The following is a 26,893-nucleotide window of genomic DNA, read 5'->3' as shown; positions in this document are numbered from 1 at the left end:
GGCCCAGGCAGCACCGAGCCCTGCCGAGGCGCCGCCCGAGCCGCTGTTACGACGCGCTCGGCGCCGGCCGTTTGAACATCCGCGTCGCCGTGATCTCACTGTGCACCGCCTCCTGCGCCTGCGGCTGCTGCGGGAGCCCCGGACGAAGGTGTTCCTCCACGCTGATGTACTTCAGGCCGGCCCTCAGGTCAGCGTCGTTGCGCAGCCGGATGACCAGGGGAAACTCCGCGAGGGCCGTCGTGTCGAACAGGCCCGTGGTGTAAAGGAGTTGGACACCCAGGGCGTCCGAGACGGCCCGCTGGAGTTCGAGCAGGTACGTGGCGTTGGCGCGCCCGATGGGGTTGTCGAGGAACAGCGTGCCCGCATGCCGGTGTTTGTCGCGGCCCCGGTCGTTGGAGCGCAGCGCGGCCATCGTGCAGTACAGGGCGATGGCCGCGGTGAGCAGCTGCCCGCCCGAGAAGACGTCGCCCATCTGCCCGACCGGCACCCGCTCGGCGCGCAGCACCGCGTCCGGCTTGAGGATCTCCACGGCGACACCCTTGGGCTGGAGTGCTGCGGCGACGCCCCTCAGCAGCAGGGACATGCCGTCCCGCCGCAGGTCGGAGTTCTTCTTCACCGCCGCACGCGTCGCCTCGTCGATGACCTCGCCCAGCCGCTCGGTCAGCGTCGCCTGGTCGGGCTCCTCGAAGCGGATGCGCAGGAACTCCTGCCCGGACCACTCGCCGAGCCCCTCGGGCAGCCGGGACAGCCGCTGGGCGGACCTCAGGGTGGCGAGCGCCGACTCCACGAGCCCGCGCAGCCGGTCCACGATCGAGTCCCGGTTCCGCTCCAGCTGCGCCAACTCGTCCGTGAGGACGCGGAGTCGTGGCGCGAAGGCGTCGGCCCACTTCTGCGCGTGCTCCGGCAGCGCGGAGGCGGGCAGCTCGCGGATCTGCTGACGGGCGGGGGTGCGGACCTGCTCGTAGCGGGTGGAGTTGGCGTGCCGGACGAGGACGTCGCTCGCCTCGCGCACGGCCGCCTCGGCGGCGGACAGGTCGGCGGCGCAGCCGCGCAGCGACCGGCGGGCCTCGGCGGCGGACTGCCGGGCCTCCTCGGGGCTGCCCGGGTAGGCCTCGGTGTCCTCCTGCTCGTCCTCCGAGACGTGTTCGCGCAGCAGATCGCGGAGCATCGCGGCGATCTCGTCGAAGCCGCCGGCCGCGTCCTCGGCCGCCCGGTGGGCTTCCAGCAGCTCGGCGTGCGCCTCCCGGGCCTGCGTCAGCGACTCGGTGCGGGAGGCCAGCTCGGCGGTCGCCGTGCGCAGCAGCGCCTGCGCGTGCTCGGCGTCGCGCGGCTGGAGCTCCTCGGCCAGCTCGGTGTGGGCCGTGCCGTCCTCGGGGGCGTGTCGCTCGGCCTCACCGCGCAGTCGGCCGAGTTGTTCGCTCGCGCTGGACATCCGCGTCTCCAGGAGCTGTACCAACTCCTCCGCCCGGGCCGCCGCGGCCTGCCGGGACGGCCCGTCGGAGCCGTCGGGCGACTGGAGCAGCGTTTCCGCGCGCGTGCGGACCTTGTTGCTCAGCCGGTCCAGTTCGGCCAGGGCCGCGCTCTCGTCGCTCTCCGCCCGGGCCTGCTCGGCACGCAGATCGGCGCCGACGCCGACCTTCTCGTACACCTGGGAGGCGGCCCGGTAGGCCTCACGGAGCGCGGGCAGGGACGCCTTCGGCGCCTCAGGGTCGCCGTCCGGTACGTCGTCGGGGGCGCCGGCGATCTCGGAGCGCTCGGCGCGCAGCGCACGCGCGGTGCGGCGGGCGTCGTCGGCGGCCCGCTGGGCGGCACGGCGGTCCTCGTCGGCGGCGCGGGCCCGCTCCAGACAGGCCTGGGCGCGGGCTTCCGACTCGGCGGCCTCGTCGGCCAGTTCACGGAGCTTGGCCTGCCAGCCGGCGCGCTCGCGCAGCCGGAAGGCGAGCCCGGCGAGGGCGTCGGCGGCCCGCCGCGCCTTCTGCGCGGCCTCCTGCCGTTCGTCGCGCACCTGCGTGGCCTCGGCGGCGGCCTCGTCGGCCTCGGCCCGCACGGTCCGCGCCTCGGCCAGTTCGGCCTCGGACTCCTCGGCGAACGCGCGTGCCTCCTGGGCGGCCTGCGCGAGTTCGACGAGCCGGCCCGCCGGGCAGCCGGTGCGCCAGGAGGCGAGCCGCGCCGCCAGCTCACGGTCCTTGCCGAGCCGGGCCGCGAGGGATCGGATCTCCTCGTCGCGCTCGGTGGCCCGCGCGCGCAGGGCCTGCCGCTCCTCGTCGGCGGCGTGCTCGTCGTGCATGGCGGGGTTCGGCGGGACGAGGAAGACGCCCTGGTCTCCCGCGTCGGCGGCCGGGGTCGGGGCGAGGAGGGCGGCGGCCGTGCCGACGGCGACCGCGGACCGTGGCAGGAGGGCCGCCTCGCTCAGCGCCTCGCGGGCCCGCGCGTGGGTGTCCGGGTCGGTGATGATCACGCCGTCGACCAGCTCGGGCCGTGCGGCCAGCACGCGCGCGTGGTCGGCGGGGTCGACGGCCTGGGCGAGATAGCGCCAACCGGGCAGCGCCGGGATGCCGTGCTCACCGAGGAACTCCACGGTCGCCAGAACGTCCGGACCGGGCGGCAGCAGCCCGCCGTCACCAAGGGCGCCGAGGATGCGCGAGTCGTCGGCGGCGGCGGTGCGCAGTTCGAAGAGCTGGCGTTCGGCGGAGGAGACGGCGTCGTCGAGCAGCTCGCGCAGTTCGTCGGCGAAGCGATCCAGGTCCTCGGGGGTCAGCGTGTCCTCGGCGTCGCCCGGTTCCGCCGAGCCGCCCTTCGGGGGGCCGTCGGTGCCCGCCCTGGGCACCGGCACTCCCGCGCGCCCCGCGCCGGACGCACCTGTCAGGCCCAGCAGTTCGGCCAGTCGCGGCTCGGCCGCCAGGGCCTCGGCGAGGCGTCGCTCCGCGTCGTAGGAGCGCTCGGCCGCGGCAGCGGCGTCGGCCGCGCGGGCTGCCGTCAGCTCGGCCCGCGACTCCGCGGCGCCCGCCTCGCGCGCGTGCTCGGTGGCCCGGCGAGCCGCCTCCCGCGCGGTGTCCCACGCGGCCACCGCCGTTTTCTCCGCGTCGCTGGCCGCGAGGGCCGCGCGGGCGGGGTCGGCGTCGGGCGCGCTGTCGTCCAGCCAGCCGGCGCGGACGGCCTCGGCGGTCTCCTGCTCGACCTCGCTGAGGCGTTGCCGCAGGTGACCGGCCTCACTGCGGGCACGCTGAGCCTCGGTGGCGGCGGCGGTGGAGTCCCGGTGCGCGGACTCGCCGACCTCCTGGAGGGCGGCGGAGCGCTCCTCCTCCTCGTTGGCGAGGGTCTCGGCGCTCTCCGCTGCCGCGTGCAGAGCCCGTACGAGGTCGACGGCGGCCTTGGCGCGGGCGGCCAGTGCGGGGGCCGCGTCCCGCTCGGCCTCCTGGATCGCGGCGGACACCCGCGCGACGCGGTCGGCGGCGGCGCGGTGGCGCAGTACCGCCTCCGCGGCCTGCCAGGCGGAGTGCAGGGTGCGGGCGTCGGCGAGCTCGCGCTTCTGCGCGGCGGCGGACTTCTCGGCTCCGGCGAGCGCCAACGAAGCGTGCCGATAGGCGAGTTCGGCGGCGATGAGTGCGCTGCGCTCACGGGCGTCCTCGGAGTGCGTGACGGCGTAGGCAGCTGCGGTGACCCGCTGGGCGAGGTCGGCGGCTCGCACCCGCTCCTGGGCGCCGCGCGCGGAGAGCCGGCGCGCGAGCGTGCGCGTACGGCGTTCGGCTCCGGCGTGGATGTCACGCGCGCGTGCGCGCGTTTCGGCGGCCTCGACGATCCGGCCGAGCAGGTCGACCGACCCGGCGGTGAAGTCCCGTTCGGCGATCAGCTCGGCGCGGCGGCCCAGCTTGTTGCCGAAGCCGCTGACCAGGTCGGCGAGCCCGTCGGTGTCCCGGGTGTCGGTGACGGCCCGCAGCAGCAGGTCGGTGAAGTCGGAGTCCTTCTTGACCGCGAAGAGGCCGGCGGCCTCACCCTCGTCGGCGTTCATCTCCCGCTGGTAACGGAAGAGTTCGGGGTCGAGTCCGAGGTCACCGAGGTGTTCGATCCAGCGGTCGTGGATCTCCTCCCAGTGCACTTCCAGGTGCGGATACGCCTTGCCCGCCTCGGTGATGGCGTCCCGGAAGCCCTTCATGGTGCGCCGGCGGCCCTGCGCGCCGGACGCGCCCTCGACGGGCGGGCGTACGGCCGTGGACTCGGCGACGGGCAGGTTGTCCAGCGACAGCCCGGGGCCGGGCCGGAAGGAGTACCAGGCCTCGGCGAACTTCCGCGGGTCGTTGGAGACCTGCCGTCCGCGCCACTCGCTGACCTTGCCGACCACGACGCACTCGCCGGTCAGCGTGTGCTGCCACTCCAGGGCGACATGGCCGCAGTCGTCGGCGAGGAGGAATTTCCGCAGCACGCCGGAGCTGGCGCCACCCAGGGTGTTGCGGTGGCCCGGCAGCATCACCGAGAAGATCAGCTTCAGCAGCACGGACTTGCCGCCGCCGTTCTCCAGGAAGAGCACACCGGCGGGTGCCGGGCGGCGCGGCGGGCCGGCCGGCTCCTCCTCGAAGAACTCCGCCTGGGTGGGCGCAGGGTCGGGCACGACGTCGCCCACGCCCCGCAGGTCAAGCACGGTGTCGGCGTAGCGCGCACCGGCGGGACCGATGGAGTAGAGGCGGACCCGGGACAGCTCGTACATGGCGGACTCTCGTAAGTCTTCGACAGGTGGGGGGAGTTCAGGACTGGGCAGGAGCGTGGAACGGCAGTCCGGCGTCGGCCACCAGCTCCAGGTCCTCGCTGTTCTCGGCGGGCAGCAGGGTCGGTGTGCCGTCGGTGACCGGGACGACGCCCAGCTCCAGCAGCTCGGCCATCGCCGCGCTGCCGGCCATGTCGCGCACCTGGAGCTGGTAGCGGGCCGTGGTGCGGTACGTACCGCCGTTGTCGTCGCCGGTGCGCTGGAGGAACCCGGAGTCGGTGAGGAAGGCGACGGCCTTGCCGACGATGCCGGTGGTCGACCCGGCGAGGCGGCGCGCGTCCTTGGTGGCGCCGGTGGCGCTGCGTCTCGTCCAGATCCGCCAGGCGGCCTCCAGGCCGGGTGCCTCGGTGGCGGGGTCGGTGTTCTCGCCGATCTCCTCGGCGCGCTCCTCCAGGCGCCGGCAGGCCTGCCGGACGAAGGCGTCGACGCCGTTGACGCTGACGCGTCCGATGTAGCCGTCGTCGGCGAGGTCCTCGGGCCGCGGGAACGCCAGGGCGGCGACGGCGAGATGGGCCAGGCCGTGCAGGAACCGGTCGCTGCCGTCGGCCGACGTCCGGCGCGCGTAGTCGCCCATCCGCACGGCGAACACGGAGTCCTCGGCGGCGGTCACGGCCATGCCCGCGCGCGGGGACACCTCCAGCACGACCAGGCCGAGCCCGGCGGCCACGGCGTCGGCGAGCCGCGCGAACGCGCCGTCCTCCCGGTAGCGCCGCAGCAGTTCGGTGTACTCCTGGTCGCGCGCGGGCTGCAGTTTGGGCTGGAGTCCGAAGGCGACGAGCCGCGCCGCGTCGGCGGCGTCGGCGGGGGTGACGGCGGCGGAGGCCGGCGCGGGCCCGGCTTCCGGCTCACTCCACTCGACGTGCTCGGTCACGGTCGGACTCCTTGTTCCACGATTCCTCGCGCCGCGGTCCCCTGTTCGCGGGCCGCAGCACCTTGCTCGACGGTTCCTCGGCTCATGCCGCCTCCGTCCGGTCCGCCGCCATCCCGGCCGCGTCCAGCAGCGCCGTCCCCACGATCAGGTCGGCGCCGCCGAACTCGGGATCGTCCAGCTCGGTGCCGTCGTCCACGGCGAACAGCAGCTTCTCCTCGCCCTGCCGGTAGGCGGTGCCCACCGCCGGGCTGGCCGCGTGCACGGCCAACAAGGCGACGAGGTACGGCAGCTCGGGGTCCTGTCGCCGGGCCTCGGCGAGCAGCCCGGACAGCCGGCGGGGCGCGTCGGCCGGCAGGTCCAGCAGCTCCATGGCCGCCGCCAGCTGCTCCTCGCTGAACCGGCTGTCGTCCGGCGTGGCGATGAGGTCCGGCTCCGGCATCTCCGCGCCGAGGTGCTCCCGCTCCACCGGCGGGGTCAGCAGTATGTCGACGAGGTCGCCCACCCGCACGGCCACCGGGGTGCGCAGGCCGGTCCCGCGCGCGAAGAACGCGTCGGTCACCTTGACCGCCTGCTCCATGGGTAGCGGCAGCAGGGGCGAGACCAGGTGCCCGTAGAGGTCTGTCCCCGACGTCGTCAGCGGCGCCGCGAAGGCCTGCCGGTCCTGCTCCGCGCGGAACAGCGGGCCGGCCTCCAGCAGGCGGGACTGGAGCTGGGTGTGGCGCCGGATGCAGTCCTTGACGATGTCGACCAGCTCGGCGGCCCGCCGCTTCTGCTCCGGGTCCTCGGACTCGTCGCGGGCCTTGCGGATGTTGGTGAGGATCGCGTTCTCGTGGCGGTAGCGGTCCGCCACGTGGTCGAGCGCCTCGGTGATCATGTCCGGGACGGCGTTCAGCCAGTCCACCGCGCGGACATTGCGCCGCGTGGCGTCGAGGGCCCGGCGCAGCGTCTCCGAGTACTGCACGGTCCGGTACCGAGCCTGCTCGGCGGCGAGCTGCGCGTCGGCGAGGCGACCGCGGCTGATCAGCACCTCCAGCTTGACCTCGGCGGCGATCTGGGCGCTGGTGACGTCGGTGTCGAGGGCACCCACGAGGACGTTGACCGCCTCGTCCGTCGTACGGAGGTACACCGAGCCGCCGGGGCCGGGGACCTCCTCGATCAGCTTGAAGTCGTAGTCGCGGCGCACATAGGTGCCGTCCGGCGCGAACGTGCCGTACACCGCCCGGAAGCCGCGGTCGACGCTGCCGACGTTGATCAGGTTCTCCAGGACCCAGCGGGCCACCCGCTCGTGCTCGGCGACGGGACGCTGAGGGGCCTGGGCGGCGATGCGCGGGATGAGGCGGGCGACGATCTGGTCGTGGTCGGCGCCCGTGTCGAAGTCCATGTTCAGCGTGACGAGGTCGATGGCGGCGAGGGCGACCTCCGCCATGCCGTACACCGAGTACTCACCGGCGAGATTCGCCTTGCGCGCATCCAGGTCGTGCAGCGGCGCGGTGCACGCGAGCGCGCGCAGCCGCCGCGCCAGTCCCTCGTCGGCGGCCGGCCCCGGAGCGGGGCGGGACGCTGCGCTGAGCTGGGGCGGAACGCTGTCCGTCGTTGCAGGCGAAGTCACGGTGCACAGACTAGGTCCTCGGTCTGACAACGACTAAAACGACGCAGAACAGACCCCGGGGCCACCGGCCCGATCAGGACGCTATCCGTCCTCGCCCACCCTGCGCCGGTACACCTCCACCACCCGCTTCAGCGAGTCCTCCAGATAGACCGCGAGCACCTTCTCGGCCGCGGCCTTGTCGCCCGCCTCCAGGGCCCGCAGGATCTCCTGGTTGCGGGCGAGGTACGGCTCGTGCAGCCGTCGAGGGTCGTCCACGACGTGGAAAGCGAGCCGCAGCTCGGCGAAGACGCTGCGCATGAGTTCGTCGGTGCGCTCACTGCCCGCCAGCGCGACCAGTTCCCGGTGGAAGTGGATGTTGGCAGTACCCAGCCCTTTCCAGTCACCTTCGCGCACCGCCCGCAGGCCCTCCTCGACGGCTTCCGCGGGACCGTCGAGGGCGTACGGCGGCTCGCCGAGCCCGCGTACGACGGCGCACTCCACGAGGTGCCGGGTGCGGTAGATGTCCTCCACGTCCTCCACCGTCAGGACGCGCACGAACACCCCCCGGTTCAGCTCGTGGACGAGCAGGCGTTCGTGGGTGAGCAGGCGGAACGACTCGCGCAGGGTGTTGCGGGACACGCCCAGGGCGCCGCCGATGCTGTCCTCCGACAACCGGGTACCGGGCGGGAAGAACCCCTCGGCGATGCGGCTTCTGAGGATGTCCGAGACCCGCTCCGCCGTGCTGGTGCGCCCCAGGAGGGCGCGATCGTCGGCCAGTCCGCTCAGCTGCTCTGCCATGCCCGGAATTCAATCGCAGACACGAGAACGAAACAACGGGGGTATTGAAGGATCGTTCAACGATCCTCTACCTTGCTACGACATCACACCGCACGGCTCACTCCCGCACCCTTCGTCCTCCCACTGCGAGGTGCACATGAGCACGACTCCTCCCCCACGGACCCTGGCCGCTCACCCCACCACGACCCAACGCCCCGCCGAAGACGGGGCGTTGGGCTGGTTCCGCGCTCTCGGGCCGCGGGGTCGGCGCGCCTTCGCCGGCGCGTTCGGCGGCTATGCCCTCGACTCGTACGACTACTTCACGCTCCCGCTGAGCATGGTCGCGCTGGCCGCGTACTTCGGCCTGGACAGCGGCCAGACCGGGCTGTTCACCACCGTCACGCTGCTCGCCTCCGGAGTCGGCGGCGCCCTCGCGGGGGTGCTGGCCGACCGGGCCGGGCGGGTCCGGGCCCTGATGATCACGGTGGTCACCTACGCGGTCTTCACCGTGGCCTGCGGCTTCGCGCCCAACTTCGAGTCGCTGCTGGTCTTCCGTGCCCTCCAGGGGCTCGGCTTCGGCGGTGAGTGGGCGGTTGGGGCGATCCTGGTAGCCGAGTACGCGAGCGCCAGGCACCGGGGCCGCACCCTCGGCGCGATCCAGAGCTCGTGGGCCGTGGGCTGGGCGCTGGCGGCGGTCGTCTACACGCTGGTCTTCTCGTTCCTCGACGACGACCTGGCCTGGCGCGTGATGTTCTGGACAGGCGCGCTGCCCGCGCTGCTCGTCGTTTGGTTGCGCCGCAGGGTGCAGGACGCGCCCGAGGCGGTGGCGGCACGGGAGAAGAGCGGCGGCCGGACCCCGTTCACGGCGATCTTCAAGCCGGGACTGCTGCGTACGACGATCTTCGCGGGGCTGCTGTCGACCGGCGTCCAGGGCGGCTACTACACGCTCGCCACCTGGGTCCCGACGTATCTGAAGAGCGACCGCGGGCTGTCGGTCGTCGGCACCGGCGGCTATCTGACCTTCCTGATCTCCGGCGCGTTCCTCGGCTACCTGACCGGCGGTTACCTCACCGACCGGTTGGGCCGCCGACGCAACATCTGGCTCTTCGCCCTGCTGTCGGCGGTCTGCATCCTGGCGTACGCCAACATCCCCAGCGGCGCCGACACCCTGCTCCTCGTGCTCGGCTTCCCGCTCGGCTTCTGCATGTCGGCCATCTTCAGCGGCTTCGGGTCCTTCCTGGCCGAGCTGTACCCGACGGCGGTGCGCGGCACGGGACAGGGCTTCACGTACAACGCCGGGCGGGCCGTGGGCGCCGTCTTCCCCACCACGGTCGGTTTCCTGGCCGACGGCTGGGGTGTGGGCGGCGCGCTGGTCTTCGGCGCCCTCGGCTACGCGCTCGCCGCACTGGCGCTGCTCGGGCTGCCGGAGACCCGCGGGAAGGAACTCGCGTGAACCGTACACAAGACCGCCCTGTGCCCCTTGTCGACGAGCACGCGCACGCGTGGAGCCCGGCCGCGGCCCGCACCCGCTTCCGGGCCGGCCTCACGGGCCCCACCGCCGGGGTCGCCGCGGGCCACACCCAGACCAACCTGATCTCGGTGCCCGTGGACTGGGCGTACGACATGCTCCTGTTCTGCCAGCGCAACCCGAAGCCGTGCCCGGTGCTCGACGTCACCGACGCGGGTTCCCCCACGACGGTCCTCGCGCCCGGCGCCGACCTGCGCACCGACCTGCCGCGCTACCGGGTGTGGCAGGACGGCGAACTCGTGGCCGAGCCGACGGACGTGCGGGCGCACTGGCGCGACGATCTGGTGTCGTTCCTGATCGGATGCAGCTTCACCTTCGAGTGGGCACTCACCGAGGCGGGCGTGCCGTTGCGGCACCTGGAGCAGGGGCGCAACGTCCCGATGTACGAGACCAGTTGGCAGTGCCGGCCGGCGGGACGGCTGCGCGGCCCCATGGTGGTGTCGATGCGACCGGTACCGCCGCGGCACCTGTCCGCCGCGATCCGGGAGAGCAGTCTGCTCCCGGGCGTGCACGGCGGCCCCGTGCACTGCGGGGACCCGTCGGCCCTCGGCATCGGCGACCTCGCACGCCCCGACTTCGGGGACCCGATGGACGTCGAGCCGGACGACATCCCGGTGTTCTGGGCGTGCGGAGTGACCCCGCAGGCGGCGGTGACAGCCTCGCGCCCGCCCTTCGCCATCACGCACGCGCCCGGACAGATGTTCCTCACCGACGCCCGCGACCAGCAGTACCGCGTGGCGTGAGCAACGACGTCCAGAACAGCAAGAACGGTCAGAGCAGCAAGAACAGTCAGAGCGGCAAGACCGGTCAGAGCAGCAAGAGCAGTGAGAGCAGTGACCACAGCAGGAACAGAGCCCAGAAGGAGATCCGGAAGTTCCATGACCTCGATCGATCTGAACGCCGACCTCGGCGAGGGCTTCGGCCGCTGGCGGCTGACCGACGACGAAGAGCTGCTGTCCGTCGTCACCAGTGCCAACGTGGCCTGCGGCTTCCACGCCGGCGACGCGGCCACCATGCGGCGGGTGTGCGAGCAGGCGGCCGAGCGCGGCGTACGGATCGGGGCGCAGGTCTCCTACCGGGACCTGGCCGGGTTCGGGCGGCGCGCGATGGACGTGCCGTCCGCCGAGCTGGCGGCCGAGGTGGCCTACCAGATCGGCGCCCTGGAGGTCTTCGCGCGGGCGGCCGGCACGCGCGTGTCGTACGTCAAGCCGCACGGCGCGCTCTACAACCGCGTCGTGCACGACGAGGAGCAGGCCGCCGCGGTCGTCGACGGTGTGCTCCTCGCGGACGGCTCCCTGCCCGTGCTCGGCCTGCCCGGCTCCCGCCTGCTGGAGCTGGCGGGCAAGGCCGGCCTGCCGACCGTCGCGGAGGCCTTCGCGGACCGCGCGTACACCGCGGAGGGCACGCTGGTGCCGCGCGGTGAGCAGGGCGCGGTGGTGACCGATCCGGAGGCGGTGGTGGCGCGCTCGGTGGGCCTGGCCCGTGACGGCGCGGTCACCTCGCACTCCGGTGCCCGCGTCGAGGTCCGGGCGCGCTCGCTGTGCCTGCACGGCGACACGCCGGGCGCGGTGGAGCTGGCCCGCCGGGTGCGGGAGCGGCTGACCGCGTCGGGGGTCCGCGTGGAGGCCTTCGCATGAGGGCGCTGCCCGTCGGCGACGGGGCACTCCTGGTGGAGGTCGGCTCGGGCGAGGAGGCCCAGGCGCTGCACGCGGAGCTGCTGCGCCGCCGCACGGAGGGCTCCCTGGCCGTCCGCGAGATCGTCCCCGCGGCCCGCACGGTCCTGCTCGACGGCCTCACCGACCCGGCCCGCCTCGCCGCCGAGCTGACCGCCGCCGACGTACCGCCCGCTCGCTCACCCGCGCGTGCCGTCGTCGAACTCCCCGTGCGCTACGACGGCCCGGATCTGGCCGACGTGGCCGCGCACTGGGGCGTCGCCCCGCACGAGGTGGCCCGCGTCCACGCGGCCACCGAGTTCACCGTCGCCTTCTGCGGGTTCGCCCCCGGCTTCGGCTACCTGACCGGCCTGCCGGAGCGGTACGACGTCCCACGCCGGGCGACTCCGCGCACGACCGTGCCCGCCGGGGCGGTGGCGCTGGCGGGCTCCTACACGGGCGTGTACCCGCGCTCCTCGCCCGGCGGCTGGCAGCTGATCGGCACCACGGAGGCCGTCCTGTGGGACCACGCGCGCGTTCCGGCCGCACTGCTGTCGCCGGGCACGCGCGTGAGGTTCGTACCGGTGGGGCCGCCAGGGGTGGTGGAGGCGTGACGGACCGCGCGCTCGCCGTCGTACGCGCCGGAGCGCTCACCACCGTGCAGGACCTGGGCCGTCCCGGCCACGCCCACCTGGGCGTACCCCGCTCGGGGGCGCTGGACGGTCCCGCGGCGGCCCTCGTCAACCGGCTGGCCGGCAATCCGGCCGAGGCGGCCGTTCTGGAGACCACTCTCAACGGCTGTGCCGTACGGCCGCGTTCGACGGTCACCATGGCCGTCGGCGGCGCCCCCTGTCCGGTCCGCGTGGACGGGCGCCCGGTCGCCTGGGGCGCGCCGGTGCGGGTACCGGCGGGCGCCCTCCTGGACGTCGGCCCGGCCACGTCCGGACTGCGCTCCTATGTGGCGGTGTCCGGCGGCATCGCCGTCGAGCCGGTGCTCGGCAGCCGCTCCACGGACCTGCTCTCCGGCCTGGGCCCGGCCCCGCTCACGGACGGCGCCGTCCTGCCCCTGGGCAGCCCGACGGACCTGCACGCGCGCGTGGACGTCGCCCCGCAGCCCGCGCCCCCGGCGGAACTCGTCCTGCGCGTGACGCTCGGCCCGCGCGACGACTGGTTCACGCCGGAGGCGGTACGGGCCTTCACGTCCCGCAGCTACCGGGTGTCGCCCTCGAGCAACCGCATCGGGCTCCGCACGGAGGGCCCGGCCCTCGACCGGGCCGTCCCCGGCGAACTCCCCAGCGAGGGCATGGTGCTGGGCGCCGTTCAGGTGCCGCCGGACGGCCGCCCGGTGGTGTTCCTGGCCGACCATCCGACCACGGGCGGGTACCCGGTGATAGCGGTGGTCCGCCCGGCGGACCTCCCCGCGGCCGCCCAAGCGGCACCAGGCACCCCGGTGCGCTTCCTGGAGGTACGCCGGCGCTGACCCGCGCACGGGCGCGGGGCACTGTCGGACCAGCCCCGCGCCCGCAGCCGACGTCCGGACTCGTCGGTGCCTCAAGCGACGTCCGCCGACAACGCGGCCAACGCAGTGTCGTTGGAGCAGCGCGGCCCACCCCCGCCCACCGTCCCCGACGGGGTCGCCCACGCCCTCGGTCCGCGAGTCACCGAGGGCGACGAACCGCAGAGGTCTCATCGCGGACCGCCGTGAGGTGGACTGCCGCCTCACGCCCTCCCCGCACCCCCACCGGCGTGGCGTCATGCGCGGCAAGGAACGCCTCGACAGCCGCCCCCCACCCGAAACACTCCGCACGCGCGCGTGCGGCGCCCCGACGCTCGTCGAAGGGACGCTCCAGCAGCATCTCCACGGCATCCGCAAAAGCTTCCCCGTGATCCGCCGCGACCGCTCCCGCCGCCCCGATCACCTCGGGCAGCGCGGACGAGGCGCTGACCACGACGGGCGTGCCGCAGGCCATCGCCTCCAGCGCGGCAAGACCGAACGTCTCGGCGGGCCCGGGGGCCAGGCACACGTCGGCGGACGCCTGGAGGGCGCCCAGCAGCCCGCGGTCGGTGACGTGGCCGAGGAAGACGACCGGCAACCCGCTCTCCCGCGCGCGCTGTTCGAGCCGCGGCCGCAACGGTCCGTCCCCGGCGACCACCAGCACCGTCCGCCGGCCACGCCGTACGAGCGCCTCCAGGGCGTCCAGCGCGGTGCCGGGCCGCTTCTCCACCGACAGCCGGGTGCATGCCACCAGCAGCGTCTCGTCCACGCGCGCGTAGACGCCGCGCAGCCGCGCGTCGCGCAGGGCGGGGTGCCGTTCGGACAGATCGACGCCGAGGGGCGCCCGTACGACATTGCGCGCGCCGATCCGTACGAACTCCCGCTCGGCGAACTCGGTGGTGCACACCACGCGCGCGTAGGTGTGCGCCGTACGGATGTTGAGCGCGTCCGCGGCGCGCCGGGCCGCGCCCTCCGGCACGCCCCAGGTGCGCAGGACACCGTCGGCGGTCTCGTGGGAGACCATCACGGCGGGCACCCGCGCCCGTCGTGCCCACCTGCCGGTCCACCGGAGCGTCGTACGGTCGGAGACCTCCAGCCGGTCGGGGGCGAGGGCCTCCAGGAGCCGGGCCACCCGCCGTCGGTCGGCGAGCACGCGGTAGCCGCCGGTGCCCGGCAGCAGCGGCCCGGGCAGGGTGATCACCCGGCCCTGCTCCGTCTCCGCGTCCGTCACCCGCTCACCGGGCACGATGAGCACGGGCTCGTGCCCGGCGGTCCTGTATCCCTTGCCGAGCTCGCGCAGCGCGGTCCGCAGACCACCCGAGGCGGGCGCGACGAAGTTCGCAAGCCGAACAATCCGCAGCGACCGCACACCGTCACCACCCAAATTCGACGAACGCACACCATCACCGCCATCGCATCCCAGCGACCGCACACCACCACCGCCATCGACCGGCAACGGCCGCACGCCATCGCCCTCCCCCGGCGGCGGCCACACCCCAGCCGCCCCCTCACCCCGCGGCGACCGCACCCCAGCCGCCCCCTCGGCCCGCGCCCCGCTCACGCCGCCACCGCCGGCCTCCGCGCGGCCAGTACACCCGCGTAATGACCGAGCAGCTGGTCGCCAACGGCGGTCCAGGTGCGTCCCTCGACCGTCGACCGGCCCGCGGCGCCGTACGCGGCCCGCAGCCCGGGATCGGCGGCCAGGGTCCACACGGCGTCCCGTACGGCCGCCGCGTCGCGCGGAGGCACCAGCAGGCCGGTGCGTCCGTGGGCGACGAGGTCCAGCGGGCCGCCCGCGGCGGGCGCGACCACGGGCACCCCGCTGGCCATGGCCTCCTGCACGGTCTGGCAGAAGGTCTCGAAGGGGCCGGTGTGCGCGAAGACGTCGAAGGAGGCGAAGATCCGTGCCAGTTCGTCGCCCGTACGAGGTCCCAGGAAGACCGCGCCCGGCAGGGTCTCGGTCAGCGCGGGCCGGCTCGGACCGTCGCCCACCACGACCACGCGGACGCCCTCGAGGCCGCACACGCCCGCCAGCAGCTCGACCTGCTTCTCGGGTGCGAGCCGCCCGACGTAGCCGACGATCAGCTCGCCGTCGGGGGCGATTTCGCGGCGCAGTGCCTCGTCGCGCAGCGAAGGGCGGAAGCGGGCCGTGTCCACGCCGCGCGGCCACAGCCGCACCCGGGGCACGCCATGGGACTCCAGGTCGTGCAGGGCGGCGCTGGACGGGGCGAGGGTGAGGTCGGCGGCGGCGTGGACGGAGCGTATGCGGCGCCACGCGGCGGCCTCGCCCGCGTGGACGTAGGTGCGGGCGTATCCGGCGAGGTCGGTCTGGTAGACGGCGACGGCGGGGATGCCGAGCCGGGCGGCGGCGGCCATGCCGCGGACGCCGAGGACGAAGGGGCTGGCCAGGTGGACGAGGTCGGCGCGGTGCGCGGCGATGGCCGCGGCGACGCGCCGGCTGGGGAGGGCGACCCTGACCTGGGGGTAGCCCGGGAGGGGGAGGGAGGGGACACGGACGACGGGGCACGGCGCGAGGGCGTCGGGCCCGGTGCCGGCCGCGGTGGCCGGCGCGACGACGAGCGGGGAATGACCGCGATCCACGAGGTGCCGGGCGGTCTGGAGCGCGCAGTGAGCCACGCCGTTCACATCGGGGGGAAAGGATTCGGTCACGATGACGACACGCATACCGGTGTTGTCGCCGCACCGGACGTGAACGCGTCAACGTCGATCTTTCCGGACGAGGAACGTCGCGTGAGCGTTCCGTCGCACACCCGCGCAGGTCAGGCCGCGTCCATCCGCGCCTGACCCGCGGGTCGTCCCGAGTTCACCCTGAGGGCGCGCCCTCACATGGCGGTGGCTTCCGGGGGGCCGATACGGCTGCGTACGGCGGTCTGGACCTCGGCTTCCTCGGCCGGGTCGGCGGCGAGGCGGCGGAGCTGTTCGACGACGCGGGCATCGCCGGTCTCGGCGTGCCGGGCGGCGATCTCGCGGGTGGTCTCCTCGCAGTCCCAGAGGCACTCGACGGCGAATCCGGTGGCGAAGGAGGGGTCGGTGGCGGCGAGGGCCCGGGCGGCCCGGCCGCGCAGATGGGACGAGGCCGTCTCGCGGTAGATGTGGCGCAGGACGGGGGCGGCGCAGGCGATGCCGAGCCGTCCGGTGCCGTCCACGAGGGTCCACAGGGTCGGTGCGTCCGGCCCCTCGCCCCGTACGGCCTCGCGCAGGGCGGCGAGGACCAAGTCCTTGTCCTCGATCCCGCCGCGGCAGGCGAGCATGCGTCCGGCGGCGGCGCCCAGCGGATCGGGCCGGTGGGCCCAGCCGCGGGCACGGTCCACGGCGGCGATGCTGCGCATGCGTTCGAAGGCGTCGACGGCGGCCTCGACGACCGGCGCCGTTCCGGTGACCACGGCCCGCTCGATCAGATCGAGGGCGTCGGGATCATTGCCGTCGGCGAGGTAGCGCAGCGCGGTGCAGCGGGCTCCCTCGGTGCCGTCCTTGGCCGCGGCGACGATCTCGGCCCGGTCCTCGGGTCCGGCGACCGCCATGAGGCAGCGGGCGGCGGGCACATGGAGCGCGGCACCGCGTTCGACGCCCTGCTCGGCCCATTCGAAGACCGCCCGCACGCTCCACCCCGGACGGGGCCCGGTAGGTCGCATCTGCCGCTGCCAGCGGTCGAAACAGCCCGCCTCCTGAGCGGCACGCACGCGCGTGGCGATCGATTCGCGCGGATCCTCGGCCCACAGCCGCCAGGGCCGGGGTTCGAAGGCGTCGCGCACGGTGGCGGCCAGCTCGGCCTCGCCCTCGGCGTCGGTGGCGAAACGGGCCAGTACGGGGGCGGCGAGGGCGCGCAGCCCGGCGTCGTCGTCCCGCAGGGCCAGCTCGTCCAGGGCCCAGGCCCAGTTGGAGCCCGTGGCGGCGTACCTGCGCAGCAGTTCGAGCGCGTCCCGCCTGCCGTAGGAGGCGAGGTGCCCGAGGACGGCAAGGGCCAGGCCGGTCCGGGACTCCTCCTCGTCGAGGTGGTCCTCGACGTCGAAGAGGTGGGCCTCGATGCGGTCCAGCTCGCCGTTGAGGTCGAGGTAGAGCCGGGCGTAGTAGAGGGAGCGGTTCTCCACCTGCCAGTCGTGGCGGGGATCCCGCAGCACACAGTGGTTCAGGGCCGCGAGCGCCTCGGCGCGCGGGGCGGTGAGCGCGTGCAGTGTGCCGTCGCCGCGACCCCGCTGGAGCAGGCCGAGCAACGTACCGCTGGGCGCTATGACCGGTTCGAACATGGGAAACAGCCTCACATCAAGCGTCGACGCAACCGGGGTTCTTGCTTCACCTGGCCGCGTGACAACACGTCGGGGCGCCCGCCGTTTCCTGCTTGCTGTAGACCATTTTCCTCTGCCTCTCGTCGGTGGCCCATGCGGACCGCATCACGGCCCGCGCGGTGCGGCAACACCTGCCCAGCCATCGCGTCCGTGAATCACGACGTCATGATGACTCGGCACTTCCATCTGCCGCGACCGAAATTTCGGCGGCCCTGTACCGCCTCCCCCGTTTTCCGTGTTTTCGCTGGTCAGAACGTTCGGATCAGTGTGCGCCGAACAATTCGAGGAGTTCGGCCTTGCCGAACATCCGAGCGGTGTCGACGGCCGACGGGGTCCCCGCGGCCGGATCGGCACCACCCTCCAGAAGTGCCTTGATCACTTCCGTCTCCCCCTTGAAGACCGCCCCGGCGAGCGGGGTCTGGCCTCGGTCGTTGACCTCGTCGGCCGCGGCCCCGCGCGCGAGCAGCGCGCGCACCGCGTCGGCATGGCCGTGATAGGCGGCGAGCATCACGAGGGAGTCACCGCGGTCGTTGGTGAGGTTGGCCGGAACACCCGCGTCGACGTACGACACCAGCGCCTCGGTCTGCCCCCTGCGGGCCAGATCGAAGATCTTGGTCGCCAGCTCCACGACCTCGGGGTCGGGGGCTTCAGTCATCGGTTGGACCGCCTCTCATACAACCGTTCAGGTGAATCGCCAGGGTACTGGCTCGCGCGGCACATGACCCGATGTGCCGGAGGTAAAGATCACCACTGACCCGGTCGGACGCAAGTCCCCTGCTCATCCGGCCCAAGCCACCCCCGTCAGACGGGTGAAACATCCAGAAATTCACCCAGTTGCACCTTTTATCGTATGGATACATCCTGTGAGCCTGGAAGTACTCATGGTGACTGTCCCCCCGAACCAGGAGACCTCAAATGATCCTGTCCATCTCAGGCGTGGTCCTGCTCGGCATCATCGTCTTCCTCTTCTTCCGCAAGGACGGACTCAAGGCGTCGCACGCCTTCGTCGCCGCCCTCTTCGGCTTCTACCTCGCGAGCACCGCCATCGCTCCGAGCATCAGAGCCGGCGGAGAGAGCCTGGCGAGCCTGCTCGGCGGCATCAAGTTCTGACGCTCCACCCGACGCCCCATCCCCAGGCGTCCCTCCCTTCCGTACGCACTTTCAGGAGACTGCAGTGGCCCGGCGCCCCCTCCCCCGCATCCTGAGCACAGGCAGCGCGCAGATCGCCCGGAGCCGGGAGCTGGCCCGGACGGCGGCCGACAGCGCCACCGACGTCCTCCACCCGCTGATCACGATCACCCGCGGACTGCGCCGGCTGGCCTCGGCCGGGCGGCGCAAGTGGGCCGACACCCCCAAGGACAAGCGCGGGCCGCTGCTTTTCCTGGTGGCGTCGGTGGTCCTGGTCGTGGCCCTCGTGCCGTACGGTCCGCTGCTCGCCGTCATCATCCTGATGGCGGCGGCAGCATGGCAGGGCAGGGACCGCACCCCGCCCGCGCCGGAAGGCCCGGACGAGTCGCAGACCCAGCGGCTGAAGTCCCTCTACGAGGCGCTGGTGCCGTACTTCTCCACCGCCGAGGACCCGGCTCCGCTCTACGCCCACGGCGGGGAATGGGAGAAGGCCTTCCCGCAGTACGAGTTCGACGAGACGAGCCGCGTCACCCAGCTCGTGATCCGCTACCCCGCCTACTTCACGGACGGCGAGGCCGACTCACGCGCGCGGATCGAGCAGTTGCTGCACGCCAAGTCGGGCCGCGGCCGTGAATACCGCTTCGCCTGGGACGAGGAGGGCAACCAGCTCTCCGTCACCGTCCTGCCCCCGCTGCCCACCGACATCGCCGCCCAGCGATTCGTCACGGCTCCGGGCGAAACGGTCCTCGGCTTCACCGACCCCACCGAGGTCCAGCGCACCCTGCCCCTCACCCACGGGGCGGAACAGCGCGACGTACCCCCCGTCGTCTGGCGCACCGGCGTCCGCTCCACCGAACCCCACCTGCTGGTCATGGGCCAGCCGGGCAGCGGCACCTCGACGCTGCTGCGCTCCATCGCCCTCCAGGCGCTCCCCCAAGGCGACGTCGTCATCGTCGACGGCGGCGGCACCGGCGAGTACGCCTGTCTCACCGGCCGGGACGGCGTCCTGGCCGTCGAGTGCGGGCTCACCGGCGCCCTGGCGAGCCTCGAATGGGCCGCCACCGAGACGGAGCGGCGCCTGATCGCCATGAACCGGGCCCGCCAGGCGGGCCACCCGCCGCCGGACGACACCCGGCGCCCCCTGTGGATCCTCCTGGACCGCCCGAGCGCCTTCACCCACCTGGCCGCGGCCGACGGCCACCGCGACCCGCAGTCCCTCCTCCAGGTCCCGCTGCGGCACGGCCGTGCGGCGAACGTCACGGTGGTCGTGACCGATCAGTTCGACAGCGCGGACGCGCTGAGCGACGCGGTACGGCAGCACACGCGCGCGCGTGTCGTCCTCGGCCCGGCGACGCCGGGTCAATTGGAGGCGGTCCTGGGCACTCCGCCGCACACCACTCCGGTCGCGGACGTCCCGCCGGGCCGCGGGTACGCCCGCCTGGGCGCGGGTCCGGTCCATCGCCTTCAGGTGCCGTCGACGCCGGATCCGTACGACGACGCGACGAGCGACGCGGACCGGCAGGCGGTGCTGGCGCTGCTGCCGCCGCGGACCACTCCCGTGGAAGCAGAGCAGATTCCGACGGAAGCGGAGGTTGTGGTCGCAGAGGCGCCGTAGGTGGCGCGGGCGGTCGTGCGGCTGCGGGCCAGTGGTGGCCGGTCGCGCAGTTCCCCGCGCCCCCAGGGAGCTACCGGCGCCGTTACGCGACAAACGTACGCGGCGCTTCTCCTCCCCCTGTCCCGCCGCTTTCCACAATCCGCGCCGCCGCCGCCAGCCTCGCCGCGGCCTCGTCCGCCACCGCACCCCCCACGGTGAACGGCAGCCGCACATACCCCTCGAAGGCCCCGTCGACGCCGAAGCGCGGCCCGGACGGGACCCGTACCCCGACCCGCTCCCCCGCCTCGGCCAGCCGCGAGCCGGACAAGCCGCCCGCCTTCACCCACAGCGTCAGCCCACCCCGCGGCACCTCGAACTCCCATGTCGGCAGCTCCCGACGCACCGCCGCCACCAGGGCGTCCCGGTTCTCCCGCCCCTGCACCCGCCGCATGTCCACGGCCTGCTCCCACCCTCCCGTGCTGAACAGCCAGTTCACGGCCAGCTGCTCCAGCACAGGGGTCCCCAGATCGGCGTAGGCCCGTGCGGCGACGAGACTGCGGATGACGTCCGGCGCCGCCCGTACCCACCCGATCCGCATCCCCGCCCAGAACGCCTTGCTGGCCGAGCCGACGGTGATCACCGTGGACCCGGCGGGGTCGAATCCGCAGACGGGCCGCGGCATCTCCACGTCCTCGTCCAGCCACAGCTCCGACATCGTCTCGTCGGCCACCAGGACGGTGCCCGCCGACCGCGCCGCCTCCACCAGCTGCCGCCGCTGGTCGTCGGCGGCGAGCGCGCCGGTGGGGTTGTGGAAGTCGGCGACGACGTAGGCGATCCGGGGCGCCGCGTCCCGCAGCACCTGCCGCCACCGGTCCATGTCCCAGCCGCTCAGCCCGTCGGCCATCGCGACCGGCACCAGCCGCGCCCCCGCCTCGCGCATCAGCTGCAGGATGTTGGCGTACGACGGCGACTCGACGGCGATGCGTTCGCCCCGCCCCCCGAAGAGGTGGCAGATGGCGTCGATGGCGCCCATCGCGCCGGTCGTCACCATGATCTGCTCGGGCATGGTCGGGATGCCCCGCACGGTGTACCGCTCGGCGATCATCGAGCGCAGCGCGGGCAGCCCGGCGGGATAGTCGCCGTGCGTGTGGGCGTACGGCGGCAGCTCCTCCAGGGCGCCCTGCACCGCGCGGGTCAGCCACGGCTCGGGGGCGGGCAGGGCCGCGCAGCCGAGGTCGATCATCGAGCCCAGGGCCTCGGGCGGCAGCGGTTCGAGGCCGCGCGCGGGGAGCGGGTTCCCGGCCGGAACCGCCGTCCAGCTCCCCGCGCCGCGCCGCGACTCCAGGAATCCCTCGGTGCGCAGCGCCTCGTAGGCCGCCGCCACCGTCGTACGACTGACGGACAGGGACAGCGCCAGTTCGCGTTCGGCGGGCAGCCGGGCGGCCACCGGGACACGGCCTTCCAGGACCAGCAGCCGGATGCCGTCGGCGAGCGCGCGATAGGCGGGCGGGCGGCGCGTCCCCGGGCCGGCCGGACGGTCCTGCTGGGAGTTGAGCAGCCGGGCGAGCTGCGCCGGCCCCACCGCCGAGGTCCACTGCGCCATGGAAATCAGTCCACCTTCCCCGAATTGGCCATGGATGATGTTTCCACCCAAGCCACAGAGTGACACGAAGCAGGCCACAACCACCATCGGGGGGACCCTTTGACCACGAATCGCCGTCTCGGGCGACGGCTGATCCAGCTCTATGTCGGTCTCGCGCTGTACGGGGCGAGTTCCGGGCTGCTCGTCCAGGCGGGCCTCGGCCTGGAGCCGTGGAACGTGCTGCACCAGGGCCTCGCCGAGCTGACCGGCCTGACGATCGGTGTCGTGTCGATCATCGTGGGCGCAGCCGTGCTGCTCCTGTGGATCCCGCTGCGCCAGCGCCCCGGCCTCGGCACCGTCTCCAATGTCTTCGTGGTCGGCCTCGCGATGGACGGCACGCTCGCCGTGGTGCCCGCGGCGCACACCCTGGCCGTGCGCGTCCCTCTCCTCGCGCTCGGCATCGTGCTCAACGGCGCGGCCACGGGCCTGTACATCGCCGCCCGCTTCGGCCCCGGTCCCAGGGACGGCCTGATGACCGGTCTCCACCGGCGCACGGGCCGCTCGATCCGCCTCATGCGCACGGCCGTCGAGATCACCGTCGTCGTGACCGGCTTCCTGCTCGGCGGCACGATCGGCGTCGGGACCGTGCTCTACGCGCTGTCCATCGGCCCGCTGGCCCAGCTCTTCCTGCGGGTGTTCGACGCCCCTTCGGCATCGGACGGCAGCACGGTCGTTGCCGCCGGGCAACCCCGGCGGGCGATACTGCGTCGGTGAGCACCCGGATACGCCACCCCTACCTCGACCATCCCGGCCCGATCCCCTTCGCCCACCGGGGCGGAGCGGCGGACGGTCTGGAGAACACGCTGCCGCAGTTCCGGCGGGCGGTGGAGACGGGCTACCGGTATCTGGAGACCGACGTCCACGCCACCGCCGACGGCAAGCTCGTCGCCTTCCACGACGCGACCCTGGACCGGGTCACGGACGGCCAGGGCCGGATCGCCGACCAGCCCTGGGCGGACGTGAGCCACGCGCGCGTGGCGGGCAGGGAGCCGGTGCCGCTGTTCGAGGAGCTCCTGGAGACCTTCCCGGACGCGCGCTGGAACGTGGACCTGAAGGCGGAGTCGGCGCTGCACCCCTTCCTCGACCTGGTCGAGCGGACCGACACCTGGGACCGGATCTGCGTCGGCTCGTTCTCCGAGGCCCGGGTCGTGCGCGCCCAGCGGCTGGCCGGCCCGCGCCTGGCCACCTCGTACGGCACACGGGGCGTCCTCAACCTGCGGCTGCGCTCCTGGGGCGTACCGGCCGCGCTGCGCCGATCCGCGGTCGCCGCCCAGGTGCCGGAGGCCCAGTCGGGCATCCAGGTCGTCGACCACCGCTTCGTGCGCGCCGCCCACGCGCGCGGGCTTCAGGTGCACGTGTGGACCATCAACGATCCCGATCGCATGCACCGTCTTCTGGACCTGGGCGTCGATGGCATCATGACCGATCACATCGACACGTTGCGCAAGGTCATGGAGGACCGCGGCGTCTGGGTCTGAGCGACCTTCCCCGCCCTGGACCGCCACCCGCGCGCGGGATCAACAAGGGGCGGGATGGGCGCGGACACCTTGGTGGCGGAGGCCGCCGACCGGCGGCGCGAGCAGCGCGGCTGGTACTTCTACGACTGGGCGTGCTCCGTCTACTCGACGAGCGTGCTCACCGTGTTCCTCGGCCCCTATCTGACCTCGGTGGCGGAGGACGCCGCCGACGCGGACGGCTTCGTCCACCCGCTGGGCATCCCGGTGCGCGCCGGGTCCTTCTTCGCGTACTCGGTGTCCCTGTCGGTGATCGTGGCGGTGCTGGTGATGCCGCTCGTGGGTGCCGCGGCCGACCGCACGGGCCGCAAGAAGCCCCTGCTGGCGGCGGCCGCCTACACCGGGGCCGCGGCGACGACGGCGATGTTCTTCCTCGGCGGCGACCGCTATCTCCTCGGCGGCCTCCTGCTGATCGTCGCGAACGCGGCGTCGGCCGTCGGGACGATGCTCTACAACTCCTACCTCCCGCAGATCGCCCCGCCCGAGGAGCGCGACGCGGTCTCCTCCCGCGGGTGGGCCTTCGGCTACATGGCGGGCTCCCTCGTCCTGGTCGTCAACCTGGTCCTCTACACCGCCCACGACTCCTTCGGCCTGTCGGAGGGCATGGCCGTCCGGATCTGTCTGGCCTCCGCGGGCCTGTGGTGGGGCGCCTTCACCCTCGTACCGCTCCGACGGCTGCGCGACCGCCGGGCCCCCGCGAAGGAGGCGACGGCCCCGGGCTTCGGGCAGCTGGCGGCCACCGTCCGCGACATGCGCCGCCACCCGCTGACGCTCGCCTTCCTGCTGGCGTACCTCGTCTACAACGACGGCATCCAGACCGTCATCTCGCAGGCGTCCGTCTACGGCTCCGAGGAGCTGGACCTCGGTCAGTCGACGCTCATCGGGGCGGTACTGCTGGTCCAGGTGCTGGCGGTGGCGGGCGCGCTCGGCATGGGCCGGCTGGCCCGGATCTACGGCGCCAAGCGGACGATCCTCGGCTCGCTGGTGGCGTGGACGGCGACCCTGGCGGCCGGGTACTTCCTGCCCGCCGGGGCGCCGGTGTGGTTCTTCGTGCTGGCCGCCGGGATCGGCCTGGTCCTCGGCGGCAGCCAGGCCCTGTCGCGCTCCCTGTTCTCCCATCTCGTGCCGCCCGGCAAGGAGGCCGAATACTTCTCGGCGTACGAGATGAGCGACCGGGGCATGAGCTGGCTGGGCCCGCTGCTGTTCGGGATCACGTACCAGCTGACCGGGAGCTACCGGGACGCGATCATCTCCCTGGTGGTCTTCTTCGCGCTCGGGTTCGTCCTGCTCGCCCGGGTTCCGGTACGGCAGGCGATCCGCGACGCGGGCAATCCCGTTCCGGGGAAGATTTAGCGTTCGACGCGAAAGGGCGGTAGTGTACGCGTTTGGCCTGCCTGGCGTACCGTTACTGCGCGTCAAAGATGCCGAAACGCTGGGTGACATCTGCTAGCAGATGTGACAAACCGGGCGCCGGTGGGTACAACAAGGGGCGGCTACGACGGCGACGCATGACCCGGAACGGGAATCTTTACCGCCGACCGGACGTTGACCGGATGACGACGACAGCGACACCTGTCCTGTGGGCGACAAGCCCGGGAGGCACGATTCATGAGTGAGCGAGCTCTTCGCGGCACGCGCCTCGTGGTGACCAGCTACGAGACGGACCGCGGCATCGACCTGGCCCCGCGCCAGGCCGTGGAGTACGCATGCGAGAAGGGACATCGTTTTGAGATGCCCTTCTCGGTCGAGGCGGAGATCCCGCCGGAGTGGGAGTGCAAGGTCTGCGGGGCCCAGGCACTCCTCGTTGACGGCGACGGCCCTGAAGAGAAGAAGGCCAAGCCCGCGCGTACGCATTGGGACATGCTGATGGAGCGGCGCACCCGCGAGGAACTCGAAGAGGTCCTCGAGGAGCGTCTGGCGGTTCTCCGTTCGGGGGCGATGAACATCGCGGTTCACCCCCGGGACAGCCGTAAGTCCGCGTAGTCCCTTCGGGGCCTGAGCGGGAACACAGCGCACGTAAAAAACCGCGGGCGCCGTACGTGAAGTGTGCGTACGGCGCCCGCGGTCGTTTGCGTTGCGGCCGACTTCCGGGCGGCGGCCCTGTACCCCCGGGGGCTGCGCCCCAGCCCCCATCGCCATCGGCCCGAAAGGCCCCGTCCTCGGACGCCGGACGGGCCGGGCAGCGACACCGGACACCTCAGCCCGTCAGAGGGCGCCGCGGCTCCTGCGGCGTGTCCGCCGGTTCGTCGCGGATGACCTCGCCCTGGACCACCTTGCCGTCGGGGCGGTGCATCCGGGCCTGCTGGAAGGCGTCGCCCAGGGTGCCCGGGGCGGCCTCGCGCAGCCTGCGCTCGACCGTGCGCTCCGTGAAGCGGCTGAGGGCCTTCTGGACCGGCGGGATCAGCAGCGCCAGGCCGATCACGTCCGAGACCAGGCCCGGGATCATGAGGAGCAGGCCGCCCAGCATCATCAGGCCGTTGCCCCCGCCCCCGGACGGGGCCGTGCCGCGCTGGAGCGCCTGGTTGAGGTTCTGGAAGGCGCGGCGGCCCGCCCGCTTGATGACCACCCCGCCGAGCACGAACCCGGCGAGCAGCAACAGGAACACCGTGAACCCGCCGGCGGCGCCGGCGACCACGGTCAGCAGCCAGATCTCCAGCACCAGCCACGCCGCGATCCCCAGCGGCAGGAAGGTGCGCAGCCGGGAGCGCCGGGGCCGGGACGGATGCATGGGGGGCGGGGCGCCAGTCGTCATGCGTCCAGTGTGCCTGGGCCGGGCTCAGCACGGGATAAGGGGACGATCAACGGGGCCCGTGAGCCCGTACGGCGTCAGCGGTCAGGGCTTCTTGTGGCGGCCCAGCACCTTGTCGGCCCGCTCCCCCACACCCCACGTCGTGACCCGCCACAGAGCTTCCACGAGGATGTCGCGGCTCATCTTGGAGTCGCCGAGTTCGCGCTCGACGAAGGTGATGGGCACCTCGACCACGTGGTAGCCGGCCTTGACCGCGCGGCGGGCCAGGTCGACCTGGAAGCAGTAGCCCTGGGAGGCGACCTCGTCGAGGCCGAGGCCCTCCAGGGTCTCGCGGCGGAAGGCCCGGTAGCCGCCGGTGACGTCGCGGATCGGGACGTCGAGCAGGACGCGCGAGTAGAGGCTGCCGCCGCGGGAGATGAACTCGCGGGACTTGGGCCAGTTCACGACCCGCCCGCCGGGCACCCAGCGCGAGCCCAGGACCAGGTCGGCGCCCTTGAGGGCGGTCAGCAGCCGGGGCAGTTCCTCGGGCTGGTGAGAACCGTCGGCGTCCATCTCGACCAGGACGCCGTAGCCGTTGTCCAGGCCCCAGCGGAAGCCCGCGAGGTAGGCGGCGCCGAGGCCCTCCTTGCCCTTGCGGTGCAGGACCTGCACATGGTCGTCGGAGGCGGCCAGCTCGTCGGCGAGCTTGCCGGTGCCGTCCGGGCTGTTGTCGTCGGCGACGAGGATGTGCGCGTCGGGGACCGCCTTGCGGACCCGGCCGACGATCTTCTTGATGTTCTCCGCCTCGTTGTAGGTCGGGATGATCACCAAGGCCGTCCCGAGCGGGCCGAACTGCCTCCCCTGGCCCTGTCCCGCGAAGGTCCCGTCGCCGTCGTTCACTACTGCCCCTTCAGTCTGTACGCAGGCGTCCACCATAGTGGGCGACGGGTGCGACGACGTGACAGGACGTTCGTATGGTGGTGTCGTTTTAACAAGAGCTGGGTAAGGACGACCCTTTCGGCGCCTGTGGGTGCTGCGGATGGGGGCCCGGCGCCCTTCGGGCCGACCTGGGGCCCGCTGGCTGCGGGTCGACCGAAAGCCGTTGTCTACTGAGCGCCCGGGCCCCACCCGGGTCACACCTCCCCGACCGGCCGGAACGTTCCCTCGCAGCGGCGCGGGCACTGAGCCTGGCTCCCAGTGGCGGTGCCCCGGTGCGGCACACCGTCCCTGACCCAGCGGCGCGGCGACGAGTTCACGGACGTTCCCCGGTAGGGCGTCCGGTGGTGGACTGGGCCGAACCTACCGGCCCCCTG

Annotated in this window: 22 protein-coding genes and 1 pseudogene; 11 read left to right on the top strand and 12 right to left on the bottom strand. The window is 73.2% G+C overall.

Features of this window, described 5'->3' with window-relative positions; genetic code table 11:
* Positions 1 to 46: 46 nt before the first annotated feature.
* From DI272_RS41070 to DI272_RS41055, 4 genes are all read right to left on the bottom strand, one after another.
* Positions 47 to 4,702, bottom strand: a complete 4,656-nt coding sequence (locus tag DI272_RS41070; RefSeq protein WP_109500235.1) for a hypothetical protein — start codon at positions 4,700 to 4,702, stop codon at positions 47 to 49.
* A gap of 37 nt (positions 4,703 to 4,739) precedes the next feature.
* Positions 4,740 to 5,630, bottom strand: coding sequence for a hypothetical protein (locus DI272_RS41065; protein WP_109500234.1), 891 nt, complete (start codon positions 5,628 to 5,630; stop codon positions 4,740 to 4,742).
* A gap of 82 nt (positions 5,631 to 5,712) precedes the next feature.
* A complete protein-coding gene (locus DI272_RS41060) occupies positions 5,713 to 7,239 on the bottom strand; it encodes a hypothetical protein (RefSeq protein WP_109500233.1) in 1,527 nt (508 codons plus the stop codon).
* 81 nt (positions 7,240 to 7,320) lie between these two features.
* Positions 7,321 to 8,016: a GntR family transcriptional regulator gene (locus tag DI272_RS41055; protein WP_109500232.1), complete on the bottom strand. Its 696-nt coding sequence runs from the start codon at positions 8,014 to 8,016 to the stop codon at positions 7,321 to 7,323.
* A 136-nt stretch (positions 8,017 to 8,152) separates the two neighbouring features.
* Between DI272_RS41055 and DI272_RS41050 the strand changes: the two genes are divergently transcribed.
* The 5 genes from DI272_RS41050 (at position 8,153) to DI272_RS41030 (ending at position 12,655) form a co-directional block, all read left to right on the top strand.
* On the top strand, positions 8,153 to 9,448 hold the full coding sequence (locus tag DI272_RS41050; RefSeq protein WP_109500231.1) for an MFS transporter: 1,296 nt from the start codon (positions 8,153 to 8,155) through the stop codon (positions 9,446 to 9,448).
* Entirely contained in the window at positions 9,445 to 10,266 is an 822-nt protein-coding gene (locus DI272_RS41045) for a putative hydro-lyase (RefSeq protein WP_109500230.1), read from the top strand. The genes DI272_RS41050 and DI272_RS41045 overlap by 4 nt, the downstream gene beginning before the upstream one ends.
* Positions 10,267 to 10,401: 135 nt before the next feature.
* Complete coding sequence (locus tag DI272_RS41040; RefSeq protein ID WP_109500229.1) at positions 10,402 to 11,160, top strand: LamB/YcsF family protein; 759 nt, start codon at positions 10,402 to 10,404, stop codon at positions 11,158 to 11,160.
* Complete coding sequence (gene pxpB / locus DI272_RS41035; RefSeq protein ID WP_109500228.1) at positions 11,157 to 11,789, top strand: 5-oxoprolinase subunit PxpB; 633 nt, start codon at positions 11,157 to 11,159, stop codon at positions 11,787 to 11,789. The genes DI272_RS41040 and pxpB overlap by 4 nt, the downstream gene beginning before the upstream one ends.
* Positions 11,786 to 12,655, top strand: coding sequence for a biotin-dependent carboxyltransferase family protein (locus tag DI272_RS41030; RefSeq protein ID WP_109500227.1), 870 nt, complete (start codon positions 11,786 to 11,788; stop codon positions 12,653 to 12,655). The genes pxpB and DI272_RS41030 overlap by 4 nt, the downstream gene beginning before the upstream one ends.
* A 114-nt stretch (positions 12,656 to 12,769) precedes the next feature.
* Here DI272_RS41030 and DI272_RS45780 read toward each other — a convergent pair.
* The 5 genes and pseudogenes from DI272_RS45780 to DI272_RS41000 form a co-directional block, all read right to left on the bottom strand.
* Positions 12,770 to 12,865: pseudogene (locus tag DI272_RS45780) on the bottom strand (SGNH/GDSL hydrolase family protein); the annotation flags it as partial.
* Positions 12,834 to 14,039 (bottom strand): glycosyltransferase, encoded by a 1,206-nt coding sequence (locus DI272_RS41020; protein WP_258314819.1) that lies wholly within the window; start codon positions 14,037 to 14,039, stop codon positions 12,834 to 12,836. The gene DI272_RS41020 and the pseudogene DI272_RS45780, both read right to left, overlap by 32 nt.
* 188 nt (positions 14,040 to 14,227) lie before the next feature.
* Positions 14,228 to 15,355: a glycosyltransferase family 1 protein gene (locus DI272_RS41015; RefSeq protein WP_109500226.1), complete on the bottom strand. Its 1,128-nt coding sequence runs from the start codon at positions 15,353 to 15,355 to the stop codon at positions 14,228 to 14,230.
* Positions 15,356 to 15,513: 158 nt separating this feature from the next.
* Complete coding sequence (locus DI272_RS41010; protein WP_109500225.1) at positions 15,514 to 16,935, bottom strand: hypothetical protein; 1,422 nt, start codon at positions 16,933 to 16,935, stop codon at positions 15,514 to 15,516.
* 301 nt (positions 16,936 to 17,236) lie between these two features.
* Positions 17,237 to 17,629, bottom strand: a complete 393-nt coding sequence (locus tag DI272_RS41000; protein ID WP_109500224.1) for an ankyrin repeat domain-containing protein — start codon at positions 17,627 to 17,629, stop codon at positions 17,237 to 17,239.
* Between the two features lie 260 nt (positions 17,630 to 17,889).
* Between DI272_RS41000 and DI272_RS40995 the strand changes: the two genes are divergently transcribed.
* Positions 17,890 to 18,084 (top strand): hypothetical protein, encoded by a 195-nt coding sequence (locus DI272_RS40995; RefSeq protein WP_059196315.1) that lies wholly within the window; start codon positions 17,890 to 17,892, stop codon positions 18,082 to 18,084.
* A 64-nt stretch (positions 18,085 to 18,148) separates the two neighbouring features.
* The gene (locus tag DI272_RS40990; protein WP_109500223.1) at positions 18,149 to 19,717 is read left to right on the top strand and encodes an ABC transporter ATP-binding protein; all 1,569 of its coding nucleotides are present in this window, start codon (positions 18,149 to 18,151) and stop codon (positions 19,715 to 19,717) included.
* A gap of 82 nt (positions 19,718 to 19,799) precedes the next feature.
* Here the strand turns inward: DI272_RS40990 and DI272_RS40985 are convergent, their stop codons facing one another.
* Complete coding sequence (locus DI272_RS40985; protein ID WP_109500222.1) at positions 19,800 to 21,299, bottom strand: PLP-dependent aminotransferase family protein; 1,500 nt, start codon at positions 21,297 to 21,299, stop codon at positions 19,800 to 19,802.
* A gap of 99 nt (positions 21,300 to 21,398) precedes the next feature.
* On the opposite strand from DI272_RS40985, the gene DI272_RS40980 reads away from it, so the two are divergent.
* The 4 genes from DI272_RS40980 (at position 21,399) to DI272_RS40965 (ending at position 24,835) form a co-directional block, all read left to right on the top strand.
* Positions 21,399 to 22,052 carry a YitT family protein gene (locus DI272_RS40980; RefSeq protein ID WP_109500221.1) on the top strand — a complete coding sequence of 218 codons (654 nt, stop codon included), beginning with the start codon at positions 21,399 to 21,401 and terminating at the stop codon, positions 22,050 to 22,052.
* Complete coding sequence (locus tag DI272_RS40975; RefSeq protein WP_109500220.1) at positions 22,049 to 22,816, top strand: glycerophosphodiester phosphodiesterase; 768 nt, start codon at positions 22,049 to 22,051, stop codon at positions 22,814 to 22,816. Before DI272_RS40980 ends, DI272_RS40975 begins: the two co-directional genes overlap by 4 nt.
* 54 nt (positions 22,817 to 22,870) lie before the next feature.
* Positions 22,871 to 24,205 (top strand): MFS transporter, encoded by a 1,335-nt coding sequence (locus DI272_RS40970; protein ID WP_109500219.1) that lies wholly within the window; start codon positions 22,871 to 22,873, stop codon positions 24,203 to 24,205.
* Between the two features lie 255 nt (positions 24,206 to 24,460).
* Positions 24,461 to 24,835, top strand: coding sequence for an RNA polymerase-binding protein RbpA (locus DI272_RS40965; protein WP_003977404.1), 375 nt, complete (start codon positions 24,461 to 24,463; stop codon positions 24,833 to 24,835).
* A 214-nt stretch (positions 24,836 to 25,049) separates the two neighbouring features.
* On the opposite strand, the gene fxsA is transcribed toward DI272_RS40965, so the two are convergent.
* The gene (gene fxsA / locus DI272_RS40960) at positions 25,050 to 25,604 is read right to left on the bottom strand and encodes an FxsA family membrane protein (RefSeq protein ID WP_109500218.1); all 555 of its coding nucleotides are present in this window, start codon (positions 25,602 to 25,604) and stop codon (positions 25,050 to 25,052) included.
* Between the two features lie 81 nt (positions 25,605 to 25,685).
* Positions 25,686 to 26,480 carry a polyprenol monophosphomannose synthase gene (locus DI272_RS40955; protein ID WP_109500217.1) on the bottom strand — a complete coding sequence of 265 codons (795 nt, stop codon included), beginning with the start codon at positions 26,478 to 26,480 and terminating at the stop codon, positions 25,686 to 25,688.
* Between the last annotated feature and the right edge of the window lie 413 nt (positions 26,481 to 26,893).

It is taken from the genome of Streptomyces sp. Act143 (assembly GCF_003143935.1).
GTDB lineage: Bacteria > Actinomycetota > Actinomycetes > Streptomycetales > Streptomycetaceae > Streptomyces.
The sequence above is the reverse complement of the archived record's forward strand: the minus strand, read 5'-3'. Positions and strand labels throughout refer to the sequence as shown.